Annotated in this window: 17 protein-coding genes and 1 tRNA gene; 7 read left to right on the top strand and 11 right to left on the bottom strand. The window is 50.4% G+C overall.

The window, feature by feature from the left end:
• Positions 1–504: 504 nt before the first annotated feature.
• The 6 genes from BUA24_RS04045 to BUA24_RS04070 form a co-directional block, all read right to left on the bottom strand.
• Positions 505–580: transfer RNA gene (locus BUA24_RS04045), tRNA-Ala, on the bottom strand.
• Positions 581–659: 79 nt separating this feature from the next.
• Complete coding sequence (locus BUA24_RS04050) at positions 660–1,424, bottom strand: AIM24 family protein (RefSeq protein ID WP_072788974.1); 765 nt, start codon at positions 1,422–1,424, stop codon at positions 660–662.
• 910 nt (positions 1,425–2,334) lie between these two features.
• Positions 2,335–7,128, bottom strand: coding sequence for an NAD-glutamate dehydrogenase domain-containing protein (locus tag BUA24_RS04055; RefSeq protein WP_143146378.1), 4,794 nt, complete (start codon positions 7,126–7,128; stop codon positions 2,335–2,337).
• 124 nt (positions 7,129–7,252) lie between these two features.
• Positions 7,253–8,017, bottom strand: coding sequence for an SDR family NAD(P)-dependent oxidoreductase (locus BUA24_RS04060; RefSeq protein ID WP_072788977.1), 765 nt, complete (start codon positions 8,015–8,017; stop codon positions 7,253–7,255).
• Positions 8,018–8,121: 104 nt separating this feature from the next.
• A complete protein-coding gene (gene bluB / locus BUA24_RS04065) occupies positions 8,122–8,814 on the bottom strand; it encodes a 5,6-dimethylbenzimidazole synthase (RefSeq protein WP_072788979.1) in 693 nt (230 codons plus the stop codon).
• 41 nt (positions 8,815–8,855) lie between these two features.
• Entirely contained in the window at positions 8,856–9,578 is a 723-nt protein-coding gene (locus BUA24_RS04070) for a PIG-L deacetylase family protein (protein WP_245790287.1), read from the bottom strand.
• Positions 9,579–9,747: 169 nt separating this feature from the next.
• On the opposite strand from BUA24_RS04070, the gene BUA24_RS04075 reads away from it, so the two are divergent.
• Complete coding sequence (locus BUA24_RS04075) at positions 9,748–10,188, top strand: Dps family protein (RefSeq protein WP_072788983.1); 441 nt, start codon at positions 9,748–9,750, stop codon at positions 10,186–10,188.
• Between the two features lie 77 nt (positions 10,189–10,265).
• Here BUA24_RS04075 and BUA24_RS04080 read toward each other — a convergent pair whose 3' ends face one another.
• Complete coding sequence (locus tag BUA24_RS04080; protein ID WP_072788985.1) at positions 10,266–10,916, bottom strand: TetR/AcrR family transcriptional regulator; 651 nt, start codon at positions 10,914–10,916, stop codon at positions 10,266–10,268.
• Positions 10,917–10,919: 3 nt separating this feature from the next.
• Positions 10,920–12,581, bottom strand: coding sequence for a DHA2 family efflux MFS transporter permease subunit (locus BUA24_RS04085; RefSeq protein ID WP_072789092.1), 1,662 nt, complete (start codon positions 12,579–12,581; stop codon positions 10,920–10,922).
• A gap of 292 nt (positions 12,582–12,873) precedes the next feature.
• Here BUA24_RS04085 and glnII point away from each other — a divergent pair, with 292 nt between their 5' ends.
• The 6 genes from glnII to BUA24_RS04115 all read left to right on the top strand — a co-directional run bounded on the left by glnII (position 12,874) and on the right by BUA24_RS04115 (position 17,668).
• A complete protein-coding gene (glnII, locus tag BUA24_RS04090) occupies positions 12,874–13,878 on the top strand; it encodes a glutamine synthetase GlnII (RefSeq protein ID WP_072788987.1) in 1,005 nt (334 codons plus the stop codon).
• 119 nt (positions 13,879–13,997) lie between these two features.
• Complete coding sequence (gene bcp / locus BUA24_RS04095) at positions 13,998–14,486, top strand: thioredoxin-dependent thiol peroxidase (protein ID WP_072788989.1); 489 nt, start codon at positions 13,998–14,000, stop codon at positions 14,484–14,486.
• A gap of 72 nt (positions 14,487–14,558) precedes the next feature.
• A complete protein-coding gene (locus BUA24_RS04100) occupies positions 14,559–15,725 on the top strand; it encodes an acetyl-CoA C-acyltransferase (RefSeq protein ID WP_072788991.1) in 1,167 nt (388 codons plus the stop codon).
• A 59-nt stretch (positions 15,726–15,784) separates the two neighbouring features.
• Entirely contained in the window at positions 15,785–16,483 is a 699-nt protein-coding gene (locus BUA24_RS04105; RefSeq protein ID WP_084660174.1) for a histidine phosphatase family protein, read from the top strand.
• Positions 16,473–16,967, top strand: coding sequence for a DUF3090 family protein (locus BUA24_RS04110; protein WP_072788992.1), 495 nt, complete (start codon positions 16,473–16,475; stop codon positions 16,965–16,967). The genes BUA24_RS04105 and BUA24_RS04110 overlap by 11 nt, the downstream gene beginning before the upstream one ends.
• On the top strand, positions 16,928–17,668 hold the full coding sequence (locus BUA24_RS04115) for an SCO1664 family protein (protein WP_072788994.1): 741 nt from the start codon (positions 16,928–16,930) through the stop codon (positions 17,666–17,668). The genes BUA24_RS04110 and BUA24_RS04115 overlap by 40 nt, the downstream gene beginning before the upstream one ends.
• A 64-nt stretch (positions 17,669–17,732) precedes the next feature.
• Here the strand turns inward: BUA24_RS04115 and BUA24_RS04120 are convergent, their stop codons facing one another.
• The 3 genes from BUA24_RS04120 to BUA24_RS04130 are packed head-to-tail and all read right to left on the bottom strand — an operon-like array spanning position 17,733 to position 20,655.
• Positions 17,733–18,671 carry a succinylglutamate desuccinylase/aspartoacylase family protein gene (locus tag BUA24_RS04120; RefSeq protein ID WP_072788996.1) on the bottom strand — a complete coding sequence of 313 codons (939 nt, stop codon included), beginning with the start codon at positions 18,669–18,671 and terminating at the stop codon, positions 17,733–17,735.
• A gap of 41 nt (positions 18,672–18,712) precedes the next feature.
• Positions 18,713–19,780, bottom strand: a complete 1,068-nt coding sequence (locus tag BUA24_RS04125) for a lipoate--protein ligase (protein WP_072788998.1) — start codon at positions 19,778–19,780, stop codon at positions 18,713–18,715.
• Positions 19,781–19,830: 50 nt separating this feature from the next.
• Positions 19,831–20,655, bottom strand: a complete 825-nt coding sequence (locus BUA24_RS04130) for a M55 family metallopeptidase (protein WP_072789000.1) — start codon at positions 20,653–20,655, stop codon at positions 19,831–19,833.
• Positions 20,656–20,690: the final 35 nt, after the last annotated feature.

Raw genomic sequence — 20,690 nt, forward strand, 5'->3', positions numbered from 1 at the left:
ATAATTCCTAGATACCATGGCCACCACTAGCAAATCAATTCACTCGTGGAATTTGCACAACTATCGGGACACAACCGCGACGAGCTGAGCGAGTCAACGACCTCAAGAACCAGCGACGACGCCTCGTGCAGGGGCATCTTGCTGGGGTCGTCCCCATGGATCTGGTCAAGGAGGAGCGGGAGCGGATCGAGGCAGAGCTGTACGACGCCGAGAAGCAGCTCCTGGAGACCGCCGTTGACTGGGACACCGTCGAGACGAACCTCACCCTGGCCATGGGCCTGGTGTCGGACTGCCAGCAGGCCTACCGCCGAGGTGGACCACGGGTGCGGCGGCGTTACAACCAGGCCTTCTGGGAGGCCATCTACGTCGACGTCGACGGGGTCAGCTACGGCAGGCTGGCAACGCCGTTCCGCCAGGTGCTGCCACCAGAGATCACGGAACGGGTTGAAACAACAGAAAACCCCGACGCACATCGACGTGGTCGGGGTTTGAGTAAGAACGATTTGGTGGAGGTGAGCGGACTCGAACCGCCGACTTCTACGTTGCGAACGTAGCGCTCTACCAGCTGAGCTACACCCCCAAACACCACAAAGCACATACTAGCGACTACAGAGGTGCTGTTAAGACAGACATTTCTCTAGATATTTGAAAGAGATGGCCTAAACCGAGTCTCCAAAGATAGCTCCCAGGACTCCGCCGGCGGCACCCCCTGCGACAGCGGACGAAGCAGCGTTTCCTCCACCGAGATATGGCGCTACTGCATTTGCCAGGATCGGTACCGGCATGGACTGGAGCCAGACCTCACCCGGACCGGTAAGAGCAACAAGATGATATCCATCTCCACCAAAAAAGATATTTGAGAGTCCTTGAATAGTCGTAATCTGAAACGATACCGAGTCTTGAAACATCCCCACATGTCCTGGATGAACCAACAGGGTCTCCTGGGGTTGCAGTTTATAGTTGATGATCTCACCTGATAGTTCAATCCAGGCAGTTCCTGCGCCCTCCAGTCTCTGTAGTACAAATCCGTCTCTTCCATATATTCCAGCCCTAAAAGACTGCTGAAGCCCTACCGTTGGCACCACCTCTGGAGTCGCACACAGCAACCCGTGACGATGCACCAGATATCCGCTACCCTGGGCTATCTCAACCGGAAAGATCCTTCCTGGCAGCTTGGATGCGAAGCTGACCATACCCGCACCACCAACCGCCTCATATTTGGTCAAGAAAAGGCTGGCACCACCGATGACCCTCTTGAGACCCGATAGAAGTCCCCCCTTGCCGGCTCCAAGTCCCGTACTTTGACTCATACGCATACTAGGTGTCATCCACGAGAGTTCACCGTGAGTAGAGATTACCGACTCGCCACTCTCCAGATTTATCTCGAGAACCGGCATGGTAGTTCCCTTAACCTCAGCCTTCATCTTTATCTCCTAACCAACTCAGATGCCGTAGCAGTCGCTTTCGCACAAGAAGTCTTTAAGGATGCTCATCAATCTACGCTCATTGATTCTTACATAGAAAAACACCCTTCGCAACAAGGTGAGCTATCATCACCACCTTTAGTCTGCACTCAGCTACAACAAAGTCGCTAAACAACTCCCATTTACCCTTAGTAGATTCCGCAGGCAGATGGGTAGTGCTACTGGCTAATCACGAGACAGACCCTTACCACGACAAAGCGCACGAATCTATAGAACGCAACCCACGAACAAGTACACACGAAAACAGAGAGTCCGTCCAGCCTCAAATGGCACAATCTTCAATTGCATTGGTCAGCAGCCTCTAAGGACACTTCAATCCATAGATCCATTATCCTTCTATAATCACCTAAAGATGCCAAGGCATACATCTGAGCAACTTGTCAACAAAGCCGTATTCTATAACACAGCTAGGCGACCATAGATACTTCACGATCCAACTAAGCACAACCGAGTAAACCTCGTTTGCCAATACCTATCCCGACCATTGAAAAAGCTACCTAGAGGTGTGCGTTCTGACACTTTTCTCAAAGATGCTACCACATCGATATTCCAGGCATGTTTGCCTCGTCATGGGAGTAAAGCTACTTGATGCAGTCGACCCAAGCGTTCCTTCAGCGAACCGCTTCTTGCCACGATTTAAAACGTTACGAACGACAACCCAATTAGTTCCATAATTGAGACCTTATTGCTCTTTTTCAACTCTACTACTAGTCTTGCACTACCAGATCAAGTCGATCGTGGAGTAACGGGCATATCAGCCATACCAAATTTCGTTACCAAGCATCGCCACGAGACGCAAGACCACTTTGACATGATTCAATTTGAGAGCAACCACCCGCAATGACTGATATCACATTTGGCTATCGGCTGCGTCAGCGATCTCGATGGAGCGCACTAACAGAGCAATTTCCCTGATGCTTACGTAAAGCTGCGCCAAGGTTACCGGCTCATCCCCCTCACCCAGTGATCGTAGAACCGTTCTAACCTTATCAAGGTACTTTCTATGTCTAAGCCCCCATAGTGCGATCGGATCCATAGTTGCATCGCCTTCTTCCATATGAGACAGAAGATACTTAGTTGCGCTTTTTGCAAGTTCCATTTGAATATCAGAGAGGTCCACAAAGAGCAGTTCCCTTGAGGACTCCTCCCAGTGGTTTGAGACTGAAACCGCCGACAGGTGTGACCTAAGCGTCGGGAGGTTCGCTAGCGTTCCGACAGCAAAGAAGATCCTCGCAGCCTTGATTGGAGAGCCTAAGTTGAAGAGCTCCTCAAGCTGGACGATCGCTGGTACCGATACGACGGTATCTATCGCTCCAAAAAATGCAGCTGAGTCTCTCTCCACCCCATTTTCGATCAGTTCAGCTGTTCGCTTTTCGACCCTGTCGTACCCGGCTCTATCTAGAACGAATGAGAGATTATCATAGACATCTGGGAAAGCCGGCTCAAAACGCCCTACCACTTCGGACAGTGACTGTACTAACTGACCCGAAGTGATCAGCCAACGAGCCATTCGAAATGTAGAGAGCGCAAGCCGATTGAAGAGAGTAACTCTGAGTTCTTGCGCGACATCGTCTTGAGACATGAGACTCTCAACCCAGTTGTGTACATCTAAAATCTCAAGCGACGCCAGGAGTGCCTTGGCTGCCTGTGCAACAGATACCGAAGAGATCTCAGCTAACTCAAATACCGCCGTAAGACCGGTGAGGTTCACTATCTTGTTTGCAAGGACGGTCGCTACGATCTCTTTGCGAAGTGGATGCTTTAGGGTCCCAGGCATCAGCTCCGACCAGATCGACTCCGGAAAGTACTCCACAAACATCGAGTTGCTAAAGTCATCAGACACCAGCTCAGAGTCCAGAACGTGGTGATATAGGTCTAACTTAGCGTATGCGAGCAACACTGAGAGCTCGGGGCGAGTAATCGTTCCACCCTTGGCTGCGATCGCCAGGACACGTTTTGGACTGGGCAGAAACTCAACGTCCGGATCAAGCTCCGCCTCCGAGATGAGACGGGCAGTTAGTCGACTTATAGCGGTCATTTTGGATCTAGCTAGCTGCTCTGAGGCAGAGAGAACCCAGTTTTGATAGACGTTGTCTTCGAGCACCTGGCTCTCAACCTCTTTCGTAGCAGAGAACAAAAGAGGTGTCCTATCGGCTTTTGTAAGCCTACCTTCCTCTATGGCTGAGGCGAATAAAATTTTGAGGTTGACCTCATGATCGGAGGTGTCGACACCCGCAGAGTTGTCGATTGCATCTGTGTTACAGCGACCGCCCAAGAGGGCGTACTCAATCCTTCCTCTTTGGGTAAAGCCGAGGTTTCCACCCTCCCCTACTACCTTGACCCTAAGATCCTTCGCATCAACCCTTACTGCATCGTTACTTCTGTCAGAGACCTCGTCGTGGTTCTCGGTGGTAGCCTTTACATAGGTTCCGATACCACCGTTCCAAAGAAGATCGACGGGGGATTTCAGGATCGAACGAATAACGTAACTAGGTTCATAGGATCCTGGCTCTATACCGAGAACTTCAGCCATCTCCTTTGAAAGAGGTACGGTCTTCAAGCTACGCGAAAACACACCGCCACCGGAAGATATCTTCGTCTGATCGTAGTCTGCCCATGAGGATCTTGGAAGGTCAAAGAGTCGTCTTCGTTCCAAATACGCCACATCTACGTCGGGATTAGGATCAAGAAAGATGTCTCTGTGGTCAAAGGCTGCTACAAGCCTCATCGACCTGGAGAGAAGCATTCCATTTCCAAAGACATCTCCGGACATATCTCCAATACCCACTACGGTAACAGGATCTCTCTCTGGATCGATGCCCATCTGTCCAAAGTGATGTCGTACCGACATCCAGGCGCCTTTGGCGGTGATCGCCATCTTTTTATGATCGTAACCCTCAGATCCTCCTGAGGCGAAGGCGTCACCCAACCAAAATCCTCTCTCTATTGCGATCTCATTTGCAATATCGGAGAAGGTTGCAGTTCCCTTATCAGCTGCAACTACGAGATAAGGGTCATCTCCATCTAAAACCACTACATCTTTGGGATGGATCACCTCGTTGCTCGAGATGTTGTCGGTGAGGTCAAAGAGAGCGGAGATAAACTCCTTGTAGCTTTCAACTACTCGACTTTGATCTTTGTCGCCTCCCCTTACCACAAATCCACCTTTGGCACCCACGGGAACGATAACTGAGTTTTTCACACTCTGAGCTTTCATCAGACCCAGTATCTCGATACGAAAGTCCTCCAAGCGATCCGACCAACGGATACCTCCACGGGCAACATCACCTCCCCTTAGATGCACAGCCTCGGTCGTCTTTGACAGATAGTAGAACTCGTGTTTCGGGAGAGGCTGAGGGAGGATCTGCGACAGAGACGATGGATCAAATTTGAGTGCCACCCCTTTGGGCTTGGACGGCATGAAGAAGTTGGTACGAACCGTCGCATCGATGAGCGAGAGAATCGCCCTGAACATCTTGTCGAAGTCCAAGGAAGATACCGTTGCTAGCTGATCGTAAATGAGCTTCTCATAGTCCAAGTTTCCGAGCTCAATCGATGAATCCCTCGATGTGTGTGCACTAAAGCGTTCATAGAATCGCTTTACCAGCAATCCAGCTATGACAGGGGAACCTTTAAGTGCGAACTTTATATAGGCCGAAGAGAACCCGAGGGTGGAAAATCTAAGGTAGTGAGCGTAGGCCCTGAGCAATGAGACCTCCCTGTAGGTCAGAGATCCCGAGATGACAAGTGAGTTCAACTCGTCGTCTTCACCCTCGTTGGTCCAAACCTCCAACATTGCTGCCTTGGCCCTAAATAGATCATCCCCACTTACCGTTACAGCCTGCGAATCTTTGTCCCTTAGCTCTAAACCAAGGTCTAAGAGCCAACCGGAATCGGAGTGTAGGTTGAACCGATAAGGAAGCTCATTGATCACGATGAAACCGAAGTGTTCAATGACTGGAAGTAACTCCGAGAGCGCCATCCACGGGCCCAGCTTGAAAACTCGAAGTCTAAGTTCCCCACCGCTTTCACCACCGAAGACGAACTCCAGATCCAGCTTTGAGGAAGACCTTCTAACCTCGTCGAATCGCACGATATCTCGTGCACCTTGTTCAGGTGAGTAGTCGTCCTGATATGAGGGCTCAAAACTTCTGTAATAACTCTGAAATAATGACGCACATCTCGTTCCTCCAACCAGGTTATTTAGTGCAACCCTGAACCTCTCGGTCCAAGACATAGAGATGATATCTAATTCTGCCTCTAGTTGAGATATATCAACCTCATCGATGAGGTGAGACTCCGTAAAGACGGTGAACGAGATGAAACACCTTCTTCTCTCTTGGGAGATGGTACTAAGCTCCAACGACCCCTCACCGAAATCGCTTGCGAGTCTACTCATGAGGTCTGCGCTCAGATGCTCTGAGTAACGTGAGGCCGGTAAAACAATATCCACCCGCACCTCGGCCTGCTCTAAGGCGTTGGACCGAGATACCAAAGTCAGATACAACCTCGGGATCTCTTCCACCGATAGAGCTATAGCAACTAGATCTTTGAGGTCTTCCTTTGAGATAGAGAGAAGTTCATCTGGCGGAAGAAGTTGCACAAAGTCTACTGCTGAGCGGTAAGCGTAACTACTTGGCGACAGGCCCAGGGACTCAGATACGTAGTCCATCTTTTCGCTTATAAAGCCAAGGCGCAACGGTGAGTGAGAGAGCCGGGGTGGCACGAAAACCCCGTAGAAGGTCTTTACCTCTCCTGACTCTTTGTTCACAAATCTGAGAGTTCTTAGCCTCACCCTCTTTACGACAGGTGACTTTATTGGACATACACCAAGAAAAACCTCTGTCTGCTCAGAGACTAAAAAGGGAGTGAGACCTTCCAAGAATCTATCGAACTGCCCTTTACGTACCTCTGTAATCTCGCAGCCAAGCCACCTCAGCTCCTCTTTGGTGCCGATGCTGGCCGTCACCGGCAACAGGTTTCCAAGTCCCATACGTTCCAAAGCAGTCTCAGAACCGTCATGGGTGCCAAGCAAGACACTGCAGCTTTTCTCAAGCTCTTCGTAGATTAAAGAGAGATCCTTGTGTAAAGCGGCAAGTGCCTCATAAGCAAGAGAGAGGGAGGCGGCCAATGCGTCAAGCTTTCCATCGGATACTTCCTGCTCAAACTCTGCATAAAAGAGTGAGACCTCTTCGCATCTAGGGTCACTTTCTCTAACTTTCTCAAGGGACTCCGAGTCGATCATAGGGTGTATCGAGAACGATGGAGAAACCCCAAACTCGGCCATCACCTCGGTAAATGTGTCCACCAGATATTTCATGTCCGGGGTAACGATCGCCACAAAGCACGTAGAACTTTCAAGACTATCGGAGAGGAGCTGATGGTCGCTTCGTTGCTCCGCAGACGCCTTTACCCTTCCCAATTGCAAACCGATCTTAGAACCCAAGTCGTAGTGACTTACCGCGGCTGCAAGTTCATAGGTGGCTCTAGCAATCAGCTGAGGAGGAGCCGAGGAGATCTCCTCTGAGCTCATCCCCCCCACCACGTGGTCGAACAGCCTTTCAAGCTCCATGGGAAGCTCCCCCGCCAAAGAACCGAGAAGCTCAAGCGCCCTTGCCCGAGATCCCCGAACTACCTCTTCCATCTCAATCTCCTGGACCAAACGTCGGCAGCGGACCCCGTTGTCCACCTGCCTAACAGTTTCACCTTAGCAGAGTCGGCATAAGGATCTTAGAAATGAAACAATAAAGAATAAAGCCTCAACTGCTCTATTCACAGCAAGACCGACCTTCCAAAAGAGAGTTGCCACCATCTACCACTAGCACTTGACCGGTTACGTACGATGCACCCTTAGAGACCAAGAAAGCGATCACCTCAGCAACCTCGTAAGGGTTTCCACTTCTTCCCAATGGAGTCGCAGAGCCATGTCTGGCTTCTAGCTCGGTCTGGGCGGCTGTGGCTATCCAGCCAGGGGCGACAGCATTAACTGTAACGTCATAGGGAGCAAGCTCTAAAGCCATAGTTTTTACAAGACCAACCAATCCCGCTTTGGAGGCCGCATACGCTGCCTCTCCCTCATTCGCCTGGAGAAATCCAGTGGTCGAACCCACCATGATAACTCTTTTTGTAACGCCCTTTCTCAAGTGAGGGATCGCCTCTTTAGAGACCAAGAACGCAGACGTCAGGTTACGAAGAAGCGATAGGTTCCACTGAGTCAAGGGCATCTCCTCCACAGAGAAAAACTCCTCAGGGGAATCTACGCTTCCCATTCCAGCGTTGTTAATCAAAACGTCTAGGCCCCGAAGAACCTCAACACCATGACTCAGGAAGGTCTTTACCTGACTCTCATCGGTCAGGTCAAAGGGTTCGCCGTACGCCTCTATCCCCATATCCCTAAGTTCGGACACTCTATCGAATATGCGCTCAGTCGTAGAGGTTATAAAGACTCGGGCTCCTCGCTCGCCAAGAAGCCTGGCTGTCGCAAAACCTATCCCTTGAGCCGAACCAGCCCCAGTAATAAGGACCCTCGACATAAATTCAGACACTCCTTCAAAGACTTGCCTCCAGGTAACCAAACAGAGTAAAGATACCTAAAGCAGCGCATAAGGACACCTACAAGCCTTTGTATCTCTCTTTATCACAGATCAAAGCCATCTTTTGGGAGATATACTACTTGATCTAGGTCACTTTGGCTTTCGTAGCGATTGTGGCGTAGAAACGGTTCTATAGGTCGGCGACTCTGCCAGCTAAAACGTTCCAGATCTGGCACCTTCTCAAAGTGAGTGACCGGTCCCACGCACAGCCAGGCGATCGGCCTTACGTGTTTTGGAATTCCGAGAAGTTCACCTAAAAACTCTTCTCTGTAGAAAGATACCCAACCCACGCCTATACCTTCAGCAGTTGCCGCCAGCCAGAGGTTCTCGATCGCAAGGCATACAGAATAAAGTCCTGCATCGTCTATCGCGTGCCTACCAAGAACCGATGGAGCCCCTCTATGAGGGTCATAGGTTACGACGACTCCCAAAGAGGACTCCATAATGCCCTCAATCTTGATCCTTTTAAAGTTTTCAGCTCTGTCTTGTTCCAAAGACGCCTCGTAGGCTTCCCTCTCTTTGTAGACGTGGTCTTTGAACCTGCTTCGTATGTCAGGGTCTGTAACTAAGACGAAGTCCCAGGGTTGACTCATCCCCACACTTGGAGCGGAGTGGGCAGCTAACAATATCCTGCCGAGTACCTTTTTGTCCATCTCTTCACCAGAGAACTGACTACGGACGTCTCTTCGGGAGAACAGGGTGTTATAAAACACCTTCAGTTCAAGGTCGTCTAACATAAACAGCTCTTCCTCCCCGGTAACGCTTTAGTAAGTACGCCTTAGACGGTGACTTTGTAGAATACCTCCGCCAAAGAGTCGTCGCCAAGTCCCGCATATCTTGCTCCTTGACTTAGCCAACTCTTTACCATAGCCTCTACTGAGTCTGGATCGGGAAGCTGCGAGTGGTGACATAGAATCGCCGCTATCTTATCCTTGAAGGTATCTGTGACGTCCACATAAGCATTAGGAGAGGGATGGGCCGTGATGAGTACCTCTTTGACGATGTACGCCTCCAGACCATCTTCAAGCAACTCCGGGAACGCAAAGGGGTTACGTGCATAAGGATAAACAGCGTCTAACGTTGCATCGCCAGCTGCTCTGTGATCGGGGTGTGACGACGGAACCCTCTGAAGATTTCGTTCTGGCGACTGGCATACTACCCTGTCCGGCCTAAAGGATCTAATCACCCTTGAGATGTCTCTAACCAGATCCAAGGTGTTCTTTAGTGCTCCATCTTTATACCCAAGAAACTCAACTGATGACACCCCAACCGCCTCTGCGGCTTTTTTTTGTTCGCCACGCCGTATCAACGGTATGTCAGACCTATCTATGGCTGGATCAAACCCTCCTGCATCTCCATCTGTAACCACGAGATATGAGACCTCTGAACCAGCCTTGATCCAAGACGCCACAGATCCCGCTACCCCAAAGTCAACGTCATCAGGGTGAGCCATCACCACGAGAACTTTATCCACAGGCTCGATATGCTCTAACTCCGCCACTACTTGCTCCATCTCTACGAAACTTGCTAGCTACAGCCTAACTTATCGATCCGCAAAACTGCTGACGAATGAAGTGTATTAGATTTTTCCTATTTTTAGACTAATTATAACTTTACTAGACTTATAATAAGTAGCAGTACTTATCCGGTTGGTACATGAAGGAGACTCAGTGAATAACAGCAAAAAGTTAGAAAGACTCAACGAAGAGGTCGCAAGACTTTACACGCTTTCCCTAGTCGCTAAGCAGGTGCACTGGAACATGAAAGGCCAAAACTTTCTCTCGATCCATCAGCTGCTTGACACCTTGGCGACGGAGTTGAGAGATATAGCGGATGAGACCGCAGAGCGTTCAAGTGCTCTTGGATCGGTGCCAGAGATATCGCCACATACACTCGTTGCGCAAAGCTTTGCAGGAAACGTTCCCTCTGGGAAGGTCTCAACCGAAGAAGCAGCAAAGTACTTCAGGGAAGTCTTGGGCGATGAGATCGACTCACTCGTTGAACTTGCCAAGACGATCTCAGACAGTGACCCAATCACACAGGACATATGCATAGCTTCCGCTCGCAAACTGTCAAAGTTACAGTGGCTTTTTCAGTCACATGGACTATAGGTCATATGTACCTATAACAGGTATCTAGCTGTCTCATTTTGGAACGGGCATTACACGACGTCAAGTGTATCTACAATCTACGCAGTGGAACCATATGGTTCCACTGCACGAGCCACCATCTTTGCCAACTCTCGAGCATCTTTGAGGGCAAAAGGCTCTTTCATGACCGTCAAGTGCACCATTCCTTGCCCTATACCCAACCAGCACAGTTGTCTTGGATCTACCCCGTCCCTTATAAGTCCCATATCTTTACACCTCGTCAACGCCTCGATATATGGGTCGTAGACAAATCTAAAAAACATCTCTTGGAACTGCTTGGCGAATTGAGCGTTCTTCTTCTCTGTAACAATGGCAAAAAGGGCCTGACCGACCAAGCTTGAAGACACTGCACTAACGCTTTCATAACATGCAGTCAGAACAGAGAGCACATCGCCCTCGCTGAAGCCGTAAGGTACGGGACGAACCTCACTAAAACCATTCATGAGCGCCTCTGTAATCATAGCTTCGCGATCTGCCCAGTTTCGGTAGAGGTAGATCCTAGATACCCCGGCTTCTCTCGCCACCATATCCAGCGAGAAGTCGTAGGGTCCGTATAAAGAACACGCTCTTAGGATTTCCTTGAGCACCTTAGACCTAAGCTCTTGGGACTTTGGACGTCCGGGTCGAGAACCCTTACAACTATGTTCTTCACCTACGAAATAGCTCTTGCCGTCTTGTTGTACAGACATCGCTTAGAGCTCTCGCTCTGCGACGGACAGCTCGTCGTTGAGCCGAATCGAGCTTGGATCAGTAGCCTTTGCCTGCCCCTCACTTTCGCCTCTCGCTCTGGCGGGGAGAATTAGAAGAACTAGCACGGCTCCCAAAACTGCCACCCCGACCGCAACCAACAACGATGAAGACAGGGCGGACACGAAGGCACCTTTACCTCCTGAAGCTATCTGACTGCCCACGGAGGACGGCAGGGATCTCGCTGCAATTAGAGCAGATCCAACCGAACTCTTTAGAACAGGTCGTAGCTGGGCTGGAACCATCGAGAAGAATCTCAATGCACTTAGGTGCGTAGAGTATGAGGTGGCAAGAAGACTCCCCAAGATCGCAACGCCCAAAGCTCCGCCAACTTGGATAAGAGTTCCATTTGTTGCCGAACCTACTCCAGCTTGTGCTCGGGGCAGTGAGCCCATCACCGACTCCGCAGAAGGCGGCATGGTAAAGGCTAGTCCAACACCAACCAAGCCCATGGTCAACTCAACAGACAGAAGCGACGTAGAAGTGGTAAAGAGGCTGATCATGAAGGCAGAGATGCCTATAACACTAAGCCCGAAGGCGACAGTGACCTTAGTGCCAAATTTATGGGCCACATTTGCCGACAAGGGCGACAACACCAATAGAGCTCCAGCTAAGGGCAGAAATAAAGCTCCTGCCTTTAGCGGTGAATACCCTCGAACAAACTGAAGATACTGGGTCAGCAAAAAGGACGCACCGCCAAGAACAAAGAAGGCAATGGCGATCGAAGACGCAGCCATTGAGAACCTTGGATTCTCAAAGAAGTGAAGTCGCAACATCGGATGGGATATCTTGGACTCCCACACAAGAAAGACAGCCAGCAAGAAACCGCCAACCACGAACCCAGTTACTATCGGGGCTGAGGACCAACCCTTTGAAGGAGCCTCGATGATAGACCAGAGAATGGTACCAAGAGCAACAATAGATAACAGCGACCCTACTGGATCAGGCTTTGGAATGTTTACATCCTTTGAGTTAGGCACGATCCAGATCGCTGCTAAGATACCCGCAGCTACTATCGGTGCGTTTACAAGAAATACTGACCCCCACCAAAAGTGCGAAAGTAACCAACCTCCAGTTATTGGGCCCAAGGCTATTCCGAGTCCCGAAGCTCCCGACCAGATAGCGATCGCCTTAGCACGCTCTTTTGGGACGGTAAACACATTGGTTATTATCGATAACGTGGCCGGCATCGCCATCGCTCCACCGATCCCCATAAAGCCCCTGGTGACGATCAAGGTGTCAGAAGATCCGGAAAACGCTGACAACACAGAGCCCAGCCCAAAGACAAAGAGACCGGCCATAAAGATCCACTTTCTACCCAAGCGATCGCCCAAGCTTCCGCCAGTAAGCAGAAGTCCAGCGAAGACCAAGGTATAAGAGTCAGCTATCCACTGCAGTTGAGACGTGGTAGAGTGCAAATCCCTCACAAGGGTTGGAAGCGCCACATTCAAAATTGTGTTGTCAAGGTTAAGCATTATCAGACTGACCGATAGTACGGCTAAGGTTGCCCACCTAAGCCGCTGAATTCGTTCTGCATCCATTGAAGCCTCTGCTTTCGATGTATCTAGAGATTTAGCTTTACAAGTACTTTTAAAATTATGATACATCGACGTAACATTATTAGAGAAGAGACAGTGACCCAAATCACATCATAAATTTCTGAGTCATCTCTTTCACTCCAGGCTGGTTTTGCAACCATCCAGAAGCACTTGGTACATAAGATCCTGTTGTCATGGTTTAAAGCAACAACAACAAAACTCTTGGCCGCCCAAAGCTTTATGTGACCGCTTTACAAAGCTGTCGCATCCACGAAACACAACCGTAACAAAGTGCCAACAGACTTATCTACTAGTTCAAAACCCGACGCAGTTTCATGGATTAGCAAACATTGGAGAGTAGATGAGTTATCAGGCAGAGTACATCTGGATCGATGGAACCAAACCCACCCCGATCATGCGCAACAAGACAAAGATCCTAAAGGACGGTCAAGAACCTCCCATATGGGGCTTTGACGGATCGAGCACCAATCAAGCGCCAGGTAACAGCTCGGACTGCGTACTTCGACCTGTATTTACAACCCCTGATCCTATTCGCAAAGGCGACAACATCTTGGTTCTTTGTGAGGTGGAACTCCCAGACTTCACACCTCACCCCACGAACACACGGGTTGCCTGTGTTGAGACAGCTGAGAGATACGCCTCATTCGAGCCGCTCTTTGGCATAGAGCAAGAGTACACCTTTATGCAAAATGGTCGTCCTCTAGGCTGGCCAGACAACGGATTTCCTGCTCCCCAAGGACCCTATTACTGCGGCGTCGGCGGTGAGAAGATGGTTGGCCGTGAGATAGTGGAAGCACACACGATCGCCTGCATGGAGGCAGGTCTTTCAATCGAAGGCACCAACGCCGAGGTTCTTATGGGACAGTGGGAGTTCCAGATAGGTGTACTACCTGCGCCCGCTATCGGAGATCAGCTTTGGATGGCTAGGTGGCTTCTAAACAGAATTGCAGAAGACTATGGGGTCTCTGTATCTCTCGATCCAAAGCCTGTCGCCGGTGACTGGAATGGAGCCGGAGCACACACAAACTTTTCTACTAACGCTATGCGCGAGAGCTACGATGCGATTATAGAGGGTTGTGAGGCGCTTGGTAAGAACGCTAATGAGCATATCGCCAACTACGGAGCGGGTATCGAAAGTCGGCTCACAGGAGCGCATGAAACCGCAAGGTATGACACCTTCAGCTACGGGGTATCAGATCGCGGGGCCTCTGTACGTATCCCTTGGGCCGTGGAGAAGGCCGGGAAAGGATACCTAGAAGATCGACGCCCAAATGCGAACATGGACCCCTACGTGGTATCGAGACTGATGATTGAGACAATCTGCTCGTACTCCGAAAAGGACTGAACTAAAGGCACTTTAGTAGATATCGTTCAAACCTCAAGCACTCATTTGAGTGGTTGAGGTTTGAGTATTTGGTCGCCTTTGTTGTAACAAAAACACACTCCCAACTAGGTTGTCAGAGTATGAGCACAGATGAACAACTACGTCTCCAACCCGCAGATCCAGCTCCCCCGTTTTGTCTCAAAGACACCGACGGCAACGATGTATGCCTTACGAGTTACCTGGGCAAGAGGGTGGTGCTTTACTTTTACCCCAAAGATCTAACGCCGGGATGCACCACACAGGCGTGTGAGTACAACTCGATATACCACACCCTGAGACAGATGGGTGTAGAACTACTCGGCGTTTCACCTGATCCTCAAAGTTCGCACGAGCGTTTTAGATCCCGGTACGAACTTGAGTTCAAGCTGTTGAGCGACCCGGACAAGCTAGTTCTAAAGGCTTATGGAGCCTTTGGAGGAAAGAAGAACTACGGGAAGATTTACGAGGGTGTGATTCGATCATCCTTCGTGATCTCTCCAGAGGGTAAGATCGAAGCTGCTTTTTATAACGTAAGGGCCAAGGGTAACGCTCAGAGAGTTTTGGACTACATAGCTTCACACCCTCTGTAGTCAGGCTTGCGATATGTTCGCAATCAAGTTGACTGCTAATATGGCGAGCAACTAGTTATTGAGGAGAACGAGATGCCAGAGGCCGTAATAGTCGCTACCGGACGCTCCGCTATTGGGCGAGCTTTCAAAGGTTCGTTGATCGATGTGAGACCTGACGACATGAGTGGCTACATACTATCTGAGGTTCTGAGAAAGATTCCGGAGCTAGACCCGTCAGAGATCGAAGACGTTATGTGGGGGGCGGCCATTCAACACGGCGAGCAATCCATGAACTTGGGTCGCAACGTTGCGGCACTTGCTGGGCTCCCTGATAGCGTTCCCGGAACGACGGTGAATCGGTTCTGCTCGTCGTCCCTTCAAACTATCCGAATGGCCTACCACGCCATAAAAGCCGGTGAAGGCGAGGTATTTGTAGCAGGAGGTGTCGAAAGCGTATCGAGGACGAGTTCCTCGCCGTTCAACCCCGAAGACCTAAACCCCCGCTTTACGGATAAAACGCGCGCAGACTTCATAAACGAGATGTACATACCGATGGGGCTGACCGCTGAAAATGTAGCCGACCGCTACGGAGTCTCTAGACGAGAGATGGACGAGTACGCGGTTCTCTCACAAAGCAGAGCAGTAGCGGCTGTGGAGGCAGGGTTCTTCAAGGAAGAGATCATCCCCTACCCAAAGGCAGACGGCACAGTGATCGACAAAGATGACGGTCCTCGACCAAATACCACGTTGGAGAAGCTTGCAGAGCTTCCACCAGCGTTCAAGCCAGACGGGCGCGTTACCGCTGGTAACGCTTGCCCCCTCAATGACGGCGCTGCTGCAGTTGTGGTTATGAGCGACGAACGTGCTAAGGCCCTTGGAATCAAACCCCTTGCTCGAATTGTCTCCTCAGCTGTCACCGGACTAGCTCCTGAGATCATGGGCGTCGGCCCGATCGAGGCCTGCAAGCTTGCTCTAAAACGGGCTTCAATGACCATTAGAGATGTTGATCTGGTCGAACTCAACGAAGCGTTCGCCGCTCAGGTGCTTCCAGTCTGTCGCGAAGTAGGAATCTCTATCGAAGATCAGCTCAACCTCCAAGGCGGCGCAATTGCACTCGGTCACCCCTTTGGTATGACAGGAGCTCGCATTATGACCACGCTCATTCACGGACTTCAACATCACGACCGATCCATAGGGCTTGAAACGATGTGTGTCGGTGGAGGCATGGGTATGGCTATGATCATTGAGAGACTGACATAGAGTTCACAGCTTCATGGACGTATGTCCAATTGGTTCGATGATTTGCAAGGAGTCTTTACTTGAGCGCTGACACAGATGTCAAAGATGAGTCAAGCGACAAAGCTTCAACTCCAGCTATCGAAGAGACCTACATAGTCTTTGTGAGACACGCAAAGACTGCTTCAACCGGCAAGATACTGCCTGGAAGAACTTCGGGACTTCATCTCTCTGAAGAGGGGCGGCAGCAGGCAAAAGCCGTTGCAAAGGTACTACAAAATTCATATCCTTCTCCAGCGGCAATATACACCTCACCGTTAGAGAGAGCTCAAGAGACGGCGCGACCCTACGTTGAGTCCTTGGCTGCAACCCCTGAAGTTATAACCTCTGACGCCATAGTCGAGTGTGACTTTGGTGAGTGGACCGGTAGGGACCTAAAGGATCTTTACAAACTCCCCGAGTGGCAGATAGTGCAACGACATCCATCGAAGTTTCGGTTTCCAAGCGGAGAGTCTTTCCAGGAGATGCAGAGCCGGATTGTCGCATTTGAGACTGAGTGCGACAAGAGGTACAACGGACAGGTTGTGGTGGCTTTCTCTCACGCAGACACCATCAAGACAGCCGTAGTAGATGCGCTTGGCATGCATCTGGACCAGTTTCAAAGAATTCAGATCGACACTGCGTCGGTCTCTGTGATCGGCATCATCGCTGGGGTTCCGCGTCTAATATGCATGAACTCAGGGAGTGAACTACCTAGAAAGGTCTCAACAGTTGGGGCGTAACTACAACTTCGAAGAGGTAACTTTTTTGTCTGTAGGCACAATCGGTCAGCCGGGGAACCGCGTCTTTTACCTCTGGGCGGAGTACCTGGGCGAACAGCTTGCGCTAAAGGTTGAAAAGGTCCAGGTTGCGTCTCTCGTACAGCTTCTCGCCCAGTTACTCGAAGACCTAGCACGTCCAAAAGAACTGCCCGCGCTTCCGCCGATTCCAAGCGATCTGACATACGACTTTGTCGCCGGTTCGATCGCTATCGCTTACGACGAGATCAGGGATCTCATCGTGATCGAGATCGACGAGGCGACTGCAGACGACGATCCTGCAAGCGCTGTCTTTGGATTAACCAGGGAACAGGCGGCCGCACTGGCGATCGAAGGAACTCGCGCAGTAGAGGGCGGCAGGCCGCCTTGCCCTCTGTGTGGATACCCCTTAGACCGAAACGGACATAGTTGCCCGAGAACCAACGGCCACAGAGCTCCAAATCTCTAAGGACGCTCACCCAAGAGTTCCTATCCCAAAAGCCCGCCAAGGTTCTAGGTAGGATAGTCAACAGTTCCAATGCGACCTTGTTGGTCGAGATGGGAGACTCTGAAGGCGAGATTCGAAGAGCTATATACAAGCCCCTAGCCGGTGAACGCCCACTGTGGGACTTCCCTCCAGGTCTATATCGACGTGAAGTCGCAGCTTACCTTCTCTCCGAAGCACTGGAGCTACACATGGTCCCAGTTACGATCGAAAGAAAGGATCTGGAGTACGGGATCGGCTCTTTACAAGAGTTTATAGACGCTGACTTTTCAAAGACCTACTACGAGATCTTGGAAGATGAGGGTACACATGAACGCCTAATCGAACTAGCCGCCTTTGACATAGTCGCCAATAACTCAGACCGAAAGGGCGGTCACATCCTCATAGATGAGTCGAAACATATCTATGCCATCGACAACGGCCTGTGTTTTCACGAAGAGTTCAAACTTAGGACCGTCATATGGGAGTTTGGCGATGCCCCTATTCCAACTAGGTTCCTAGATTCACTAGATCGAGTCGTAAATGAGGGTTTTGGGTTTCTGAGAAATTATCTCAGTGAGGCCGAACTTAGCTCGCTAGAGTCAAGGGCTCGATTCATTCTCCACAGAGGTAGTCTGTTGGACTTACCCGAGGAAGAACGACCGTACCCATGGCCCATCATCTGAGTTATACAGCCAAAGGAGTGCTCTCGGCTGAAAGTTACGACTAAATAGTTAGAAACACGTAGCCTCACAAAGCCTTACTCTTACCAACGCCCATCAGCAATCCTTCTTCTTTGATCGCGGGGGAAGAGGTCAGAAAGAGCACTACTCCATCACTGGGCGATCTCACCTCGTAGATGGGCTCACCCATTAGATCAGTCACGTTCCCTATAACTTCACCTTCTACAACTTTATGTCCAACACAAACAGCTGGGGTCCACCAACCTCTATCTCGTCCGTAGATCCATGTAAAGCCATCGAGAAAGCAGACCTCTTTAGTAGAAGAAGGAGGGTGATCTAAATCGTCTAGCATCTCCAACCCTAAAGCAACTCCAACTAGTCCATTAAGGTGCAGACGGACAGCTTCCTCCTCGACGATCCCCAACCTTCCTGACTCTGCAGTAATTGACGGGATCGAAAGTGCCGAAGCGGTGCTACTTGTTGAGCCATCCACAGCTTTTGACGACTCTTGTTGACGGACGCAGTAAGGAAGTCCGTAGAGTAACGCCAGAGCTTTCGCCTTTTCTTGTACAGGAGATGCATCGTACAAAGAAAACGGATGCAGATCTTCGAATAGATCCCCTGCATGAAGATCTATCAGATAGTCAGAACCTTTGATCAGCCTCTCCGTAATAAAAAAGGCAAGCCTCTTAGCATAAGAGGTTGAGTCCTTCTCCCCGGGAAAGCAACGATTTAGGTTTAATCCATCTGATGGGCAAGCAAAGGGGGTTCGCTCGTAGAACGACTCGAGGTTCAAGGTCGGGGCCGCCCTCACTCGGCCACACTTTATTTTACCTTTTATCTGTGTCATGAACCGTCGAACTGCTAGCTGAGAGGTGTATTCACATCCATGTATACCCCCAAGGAGAGTAAGAGTAGGACCGTCGGCAACTCCTCTCTCCTCAAAGTACGGGATATTCAACTCCTCACCCGCCGGGGTGGTAAAGCTTAGCGTACGACTCTCCATGATCCAGACCTCTCTTTTCCTTACAACCAAAGAACGTGGATCTAGGCGCCCTGATCGTCGCCGACGATCGCTTCCGCGAGATCTGCAGCACTTACACCGGGAATGTCTATGGAGTTGCTTTCGATAGCCATCTCTGCCGCTTCGATTACAGCACTCTTTTTGAATGGCACGCCCACAAACGCTCTCTCCAGCTCAACGATCATAGCCTTTGGAGAAAGTGAAAAGTCACCACTTAGGGTGATCTCCCTAATCACTCCGTCTTGAACCACCACCTTTGAGCGAATTAGCCCCCCAACAGCCTTGTACAAGCCGGGCCTGAAGTAAACCCCCTCCCTAACGCGTAGTGTGTTGTAGCGACGGGTCCGAGGAGCAAAGAGTTGTTCGTCACTGCGAAGTTCCCCCTCGATCTCACGTGCTAAGTCAACCACTTCTTTAGGGAGTTCTCTCTCTTCAAAGCCACCAAAGTGCGCTCCTAACTCCTCAATAAGCGCCCTCTCCACCTCTGTTGGGTCCTTTTGCGTCCCTGTCTCTTTTTTAACCGAGGTAACGTTTTCCTCCAAAGTCTTTTGAAGCTTATCCCGAAACTTCTCGTCGGGAACCTTTATCACCTGAGCCATAAGCGAGGTGTTGAACTCGTTCAAGATAGCACCGACAAAACAAAACATCTCACCTATGTCCGCCGCTCCTTGTCCCGATATCTTCTTCTTGGAACTTGCCACAACGAGATCGTTGACAGCCTTGAACTCAGTCTCAACGCCAAGTCTTCGGTAGGTCTTGATGATCGGAACTGAGAACTCCTCATAGGCTTTGAGGATGCTCCTTGGAACCCTAAGATCGTCTTTGTGTAAGACTAGGTTGTAAAACACTTGACCAGGACCAAGAAGCACGGGGCCCCCTCCGACTTCTCTGCGGATCAAAGGCAGACCAAGGCTCTCGCATCGCTCAACGTCAACTACGGCTTCGGTGTCGTCAAAGTACCCGACGCTCACAAACATGTCCCTCGGTTCAACGATGACGACACCTTCTATAGACAGACGCGCTAGTGCGTGGAAGTACGCAATAGGCGTACACCCGCTTCGATCCTTTGGTCTAAATAGAGCTAAGGACATCTTTTACAACCCCCTGTAACGTCGCTAACAGATAGAAGATACATCTGAGATCATCGACCACCAGCTTGTCTTGTTATGTAAGATACGCCGACGAACGCTTGGTAAACACTTAAGTGATCTTGGCTGGTAACGGTGGCACTTCGTAGGCCGCTTCTGCTTACCCCCTTTATCCAAGTAGCCAGCTCTGCTAGATCGGAGTTTAGAAAGTGCATCGTTAACTCGCATACTTCTCCAAGTTCAACCTTGGGCCAGCTTTTCGCCCGCGCCATGACGTTTGCGGCTGCTTCATAGATGAGCTTGTGTGCCACCCTAGGATGGAGGTTATAAGCCGCAAACCGTGATATCGACTCCTTTACCACCACCATTTCAGCCGGAATTACGGCCTTGGCCTGCTCTTTGGTTATGGAGTCACCTGTAACTAGACCGATAGGTACTCCATGGGCACTCGCCACAAGCGCATTGATTCCGCTCTCACCTACCTCAACTCCATTTAGCTCTACTTTGTAAAAGACCGAAGGATTGTAGGTGTGAGACAGCACAGAGGACTCTCCTGAGATAGCCCCGTGGTATCCCACAAAGAACACCATATCAAAGCTCTCATCAAGTCCTTGCATCATATACATGGGCTTATGTGATCCCGAGATGTAACTAGCAGATCCATGCAGATCTGAAGGGTCAATGTTGCGCATCTTCCAGTGCGAGTCGTTTACTACTATCTCAGTCGCTCCTCCAGCTACCGCACCGTCGATAGCGGCGTTTATCTCATCAAGAGTAAGACCGACTCCTATCTCATAGTCCCGTCCAGCTCCTGTTGCCTGATCCCAGTCGACTACCCCTGAGATACCTTCCATGTCAAATGAGATGTAAAGCTTCACCGATCCCCCTCATCTTGGTGTCGTTAGGCCGTTTC

The organism is Ferrithrix thermotolerans DSM 19514, assembly GCF_900128965.1.
Classification (GTDB): Bacteria; Actinomycetota; Acidimicrobiia; order Acidimicrobiales; family Acidimicrobiaceae; genus Ferrithrix; species Ferrithrix thermotolerans.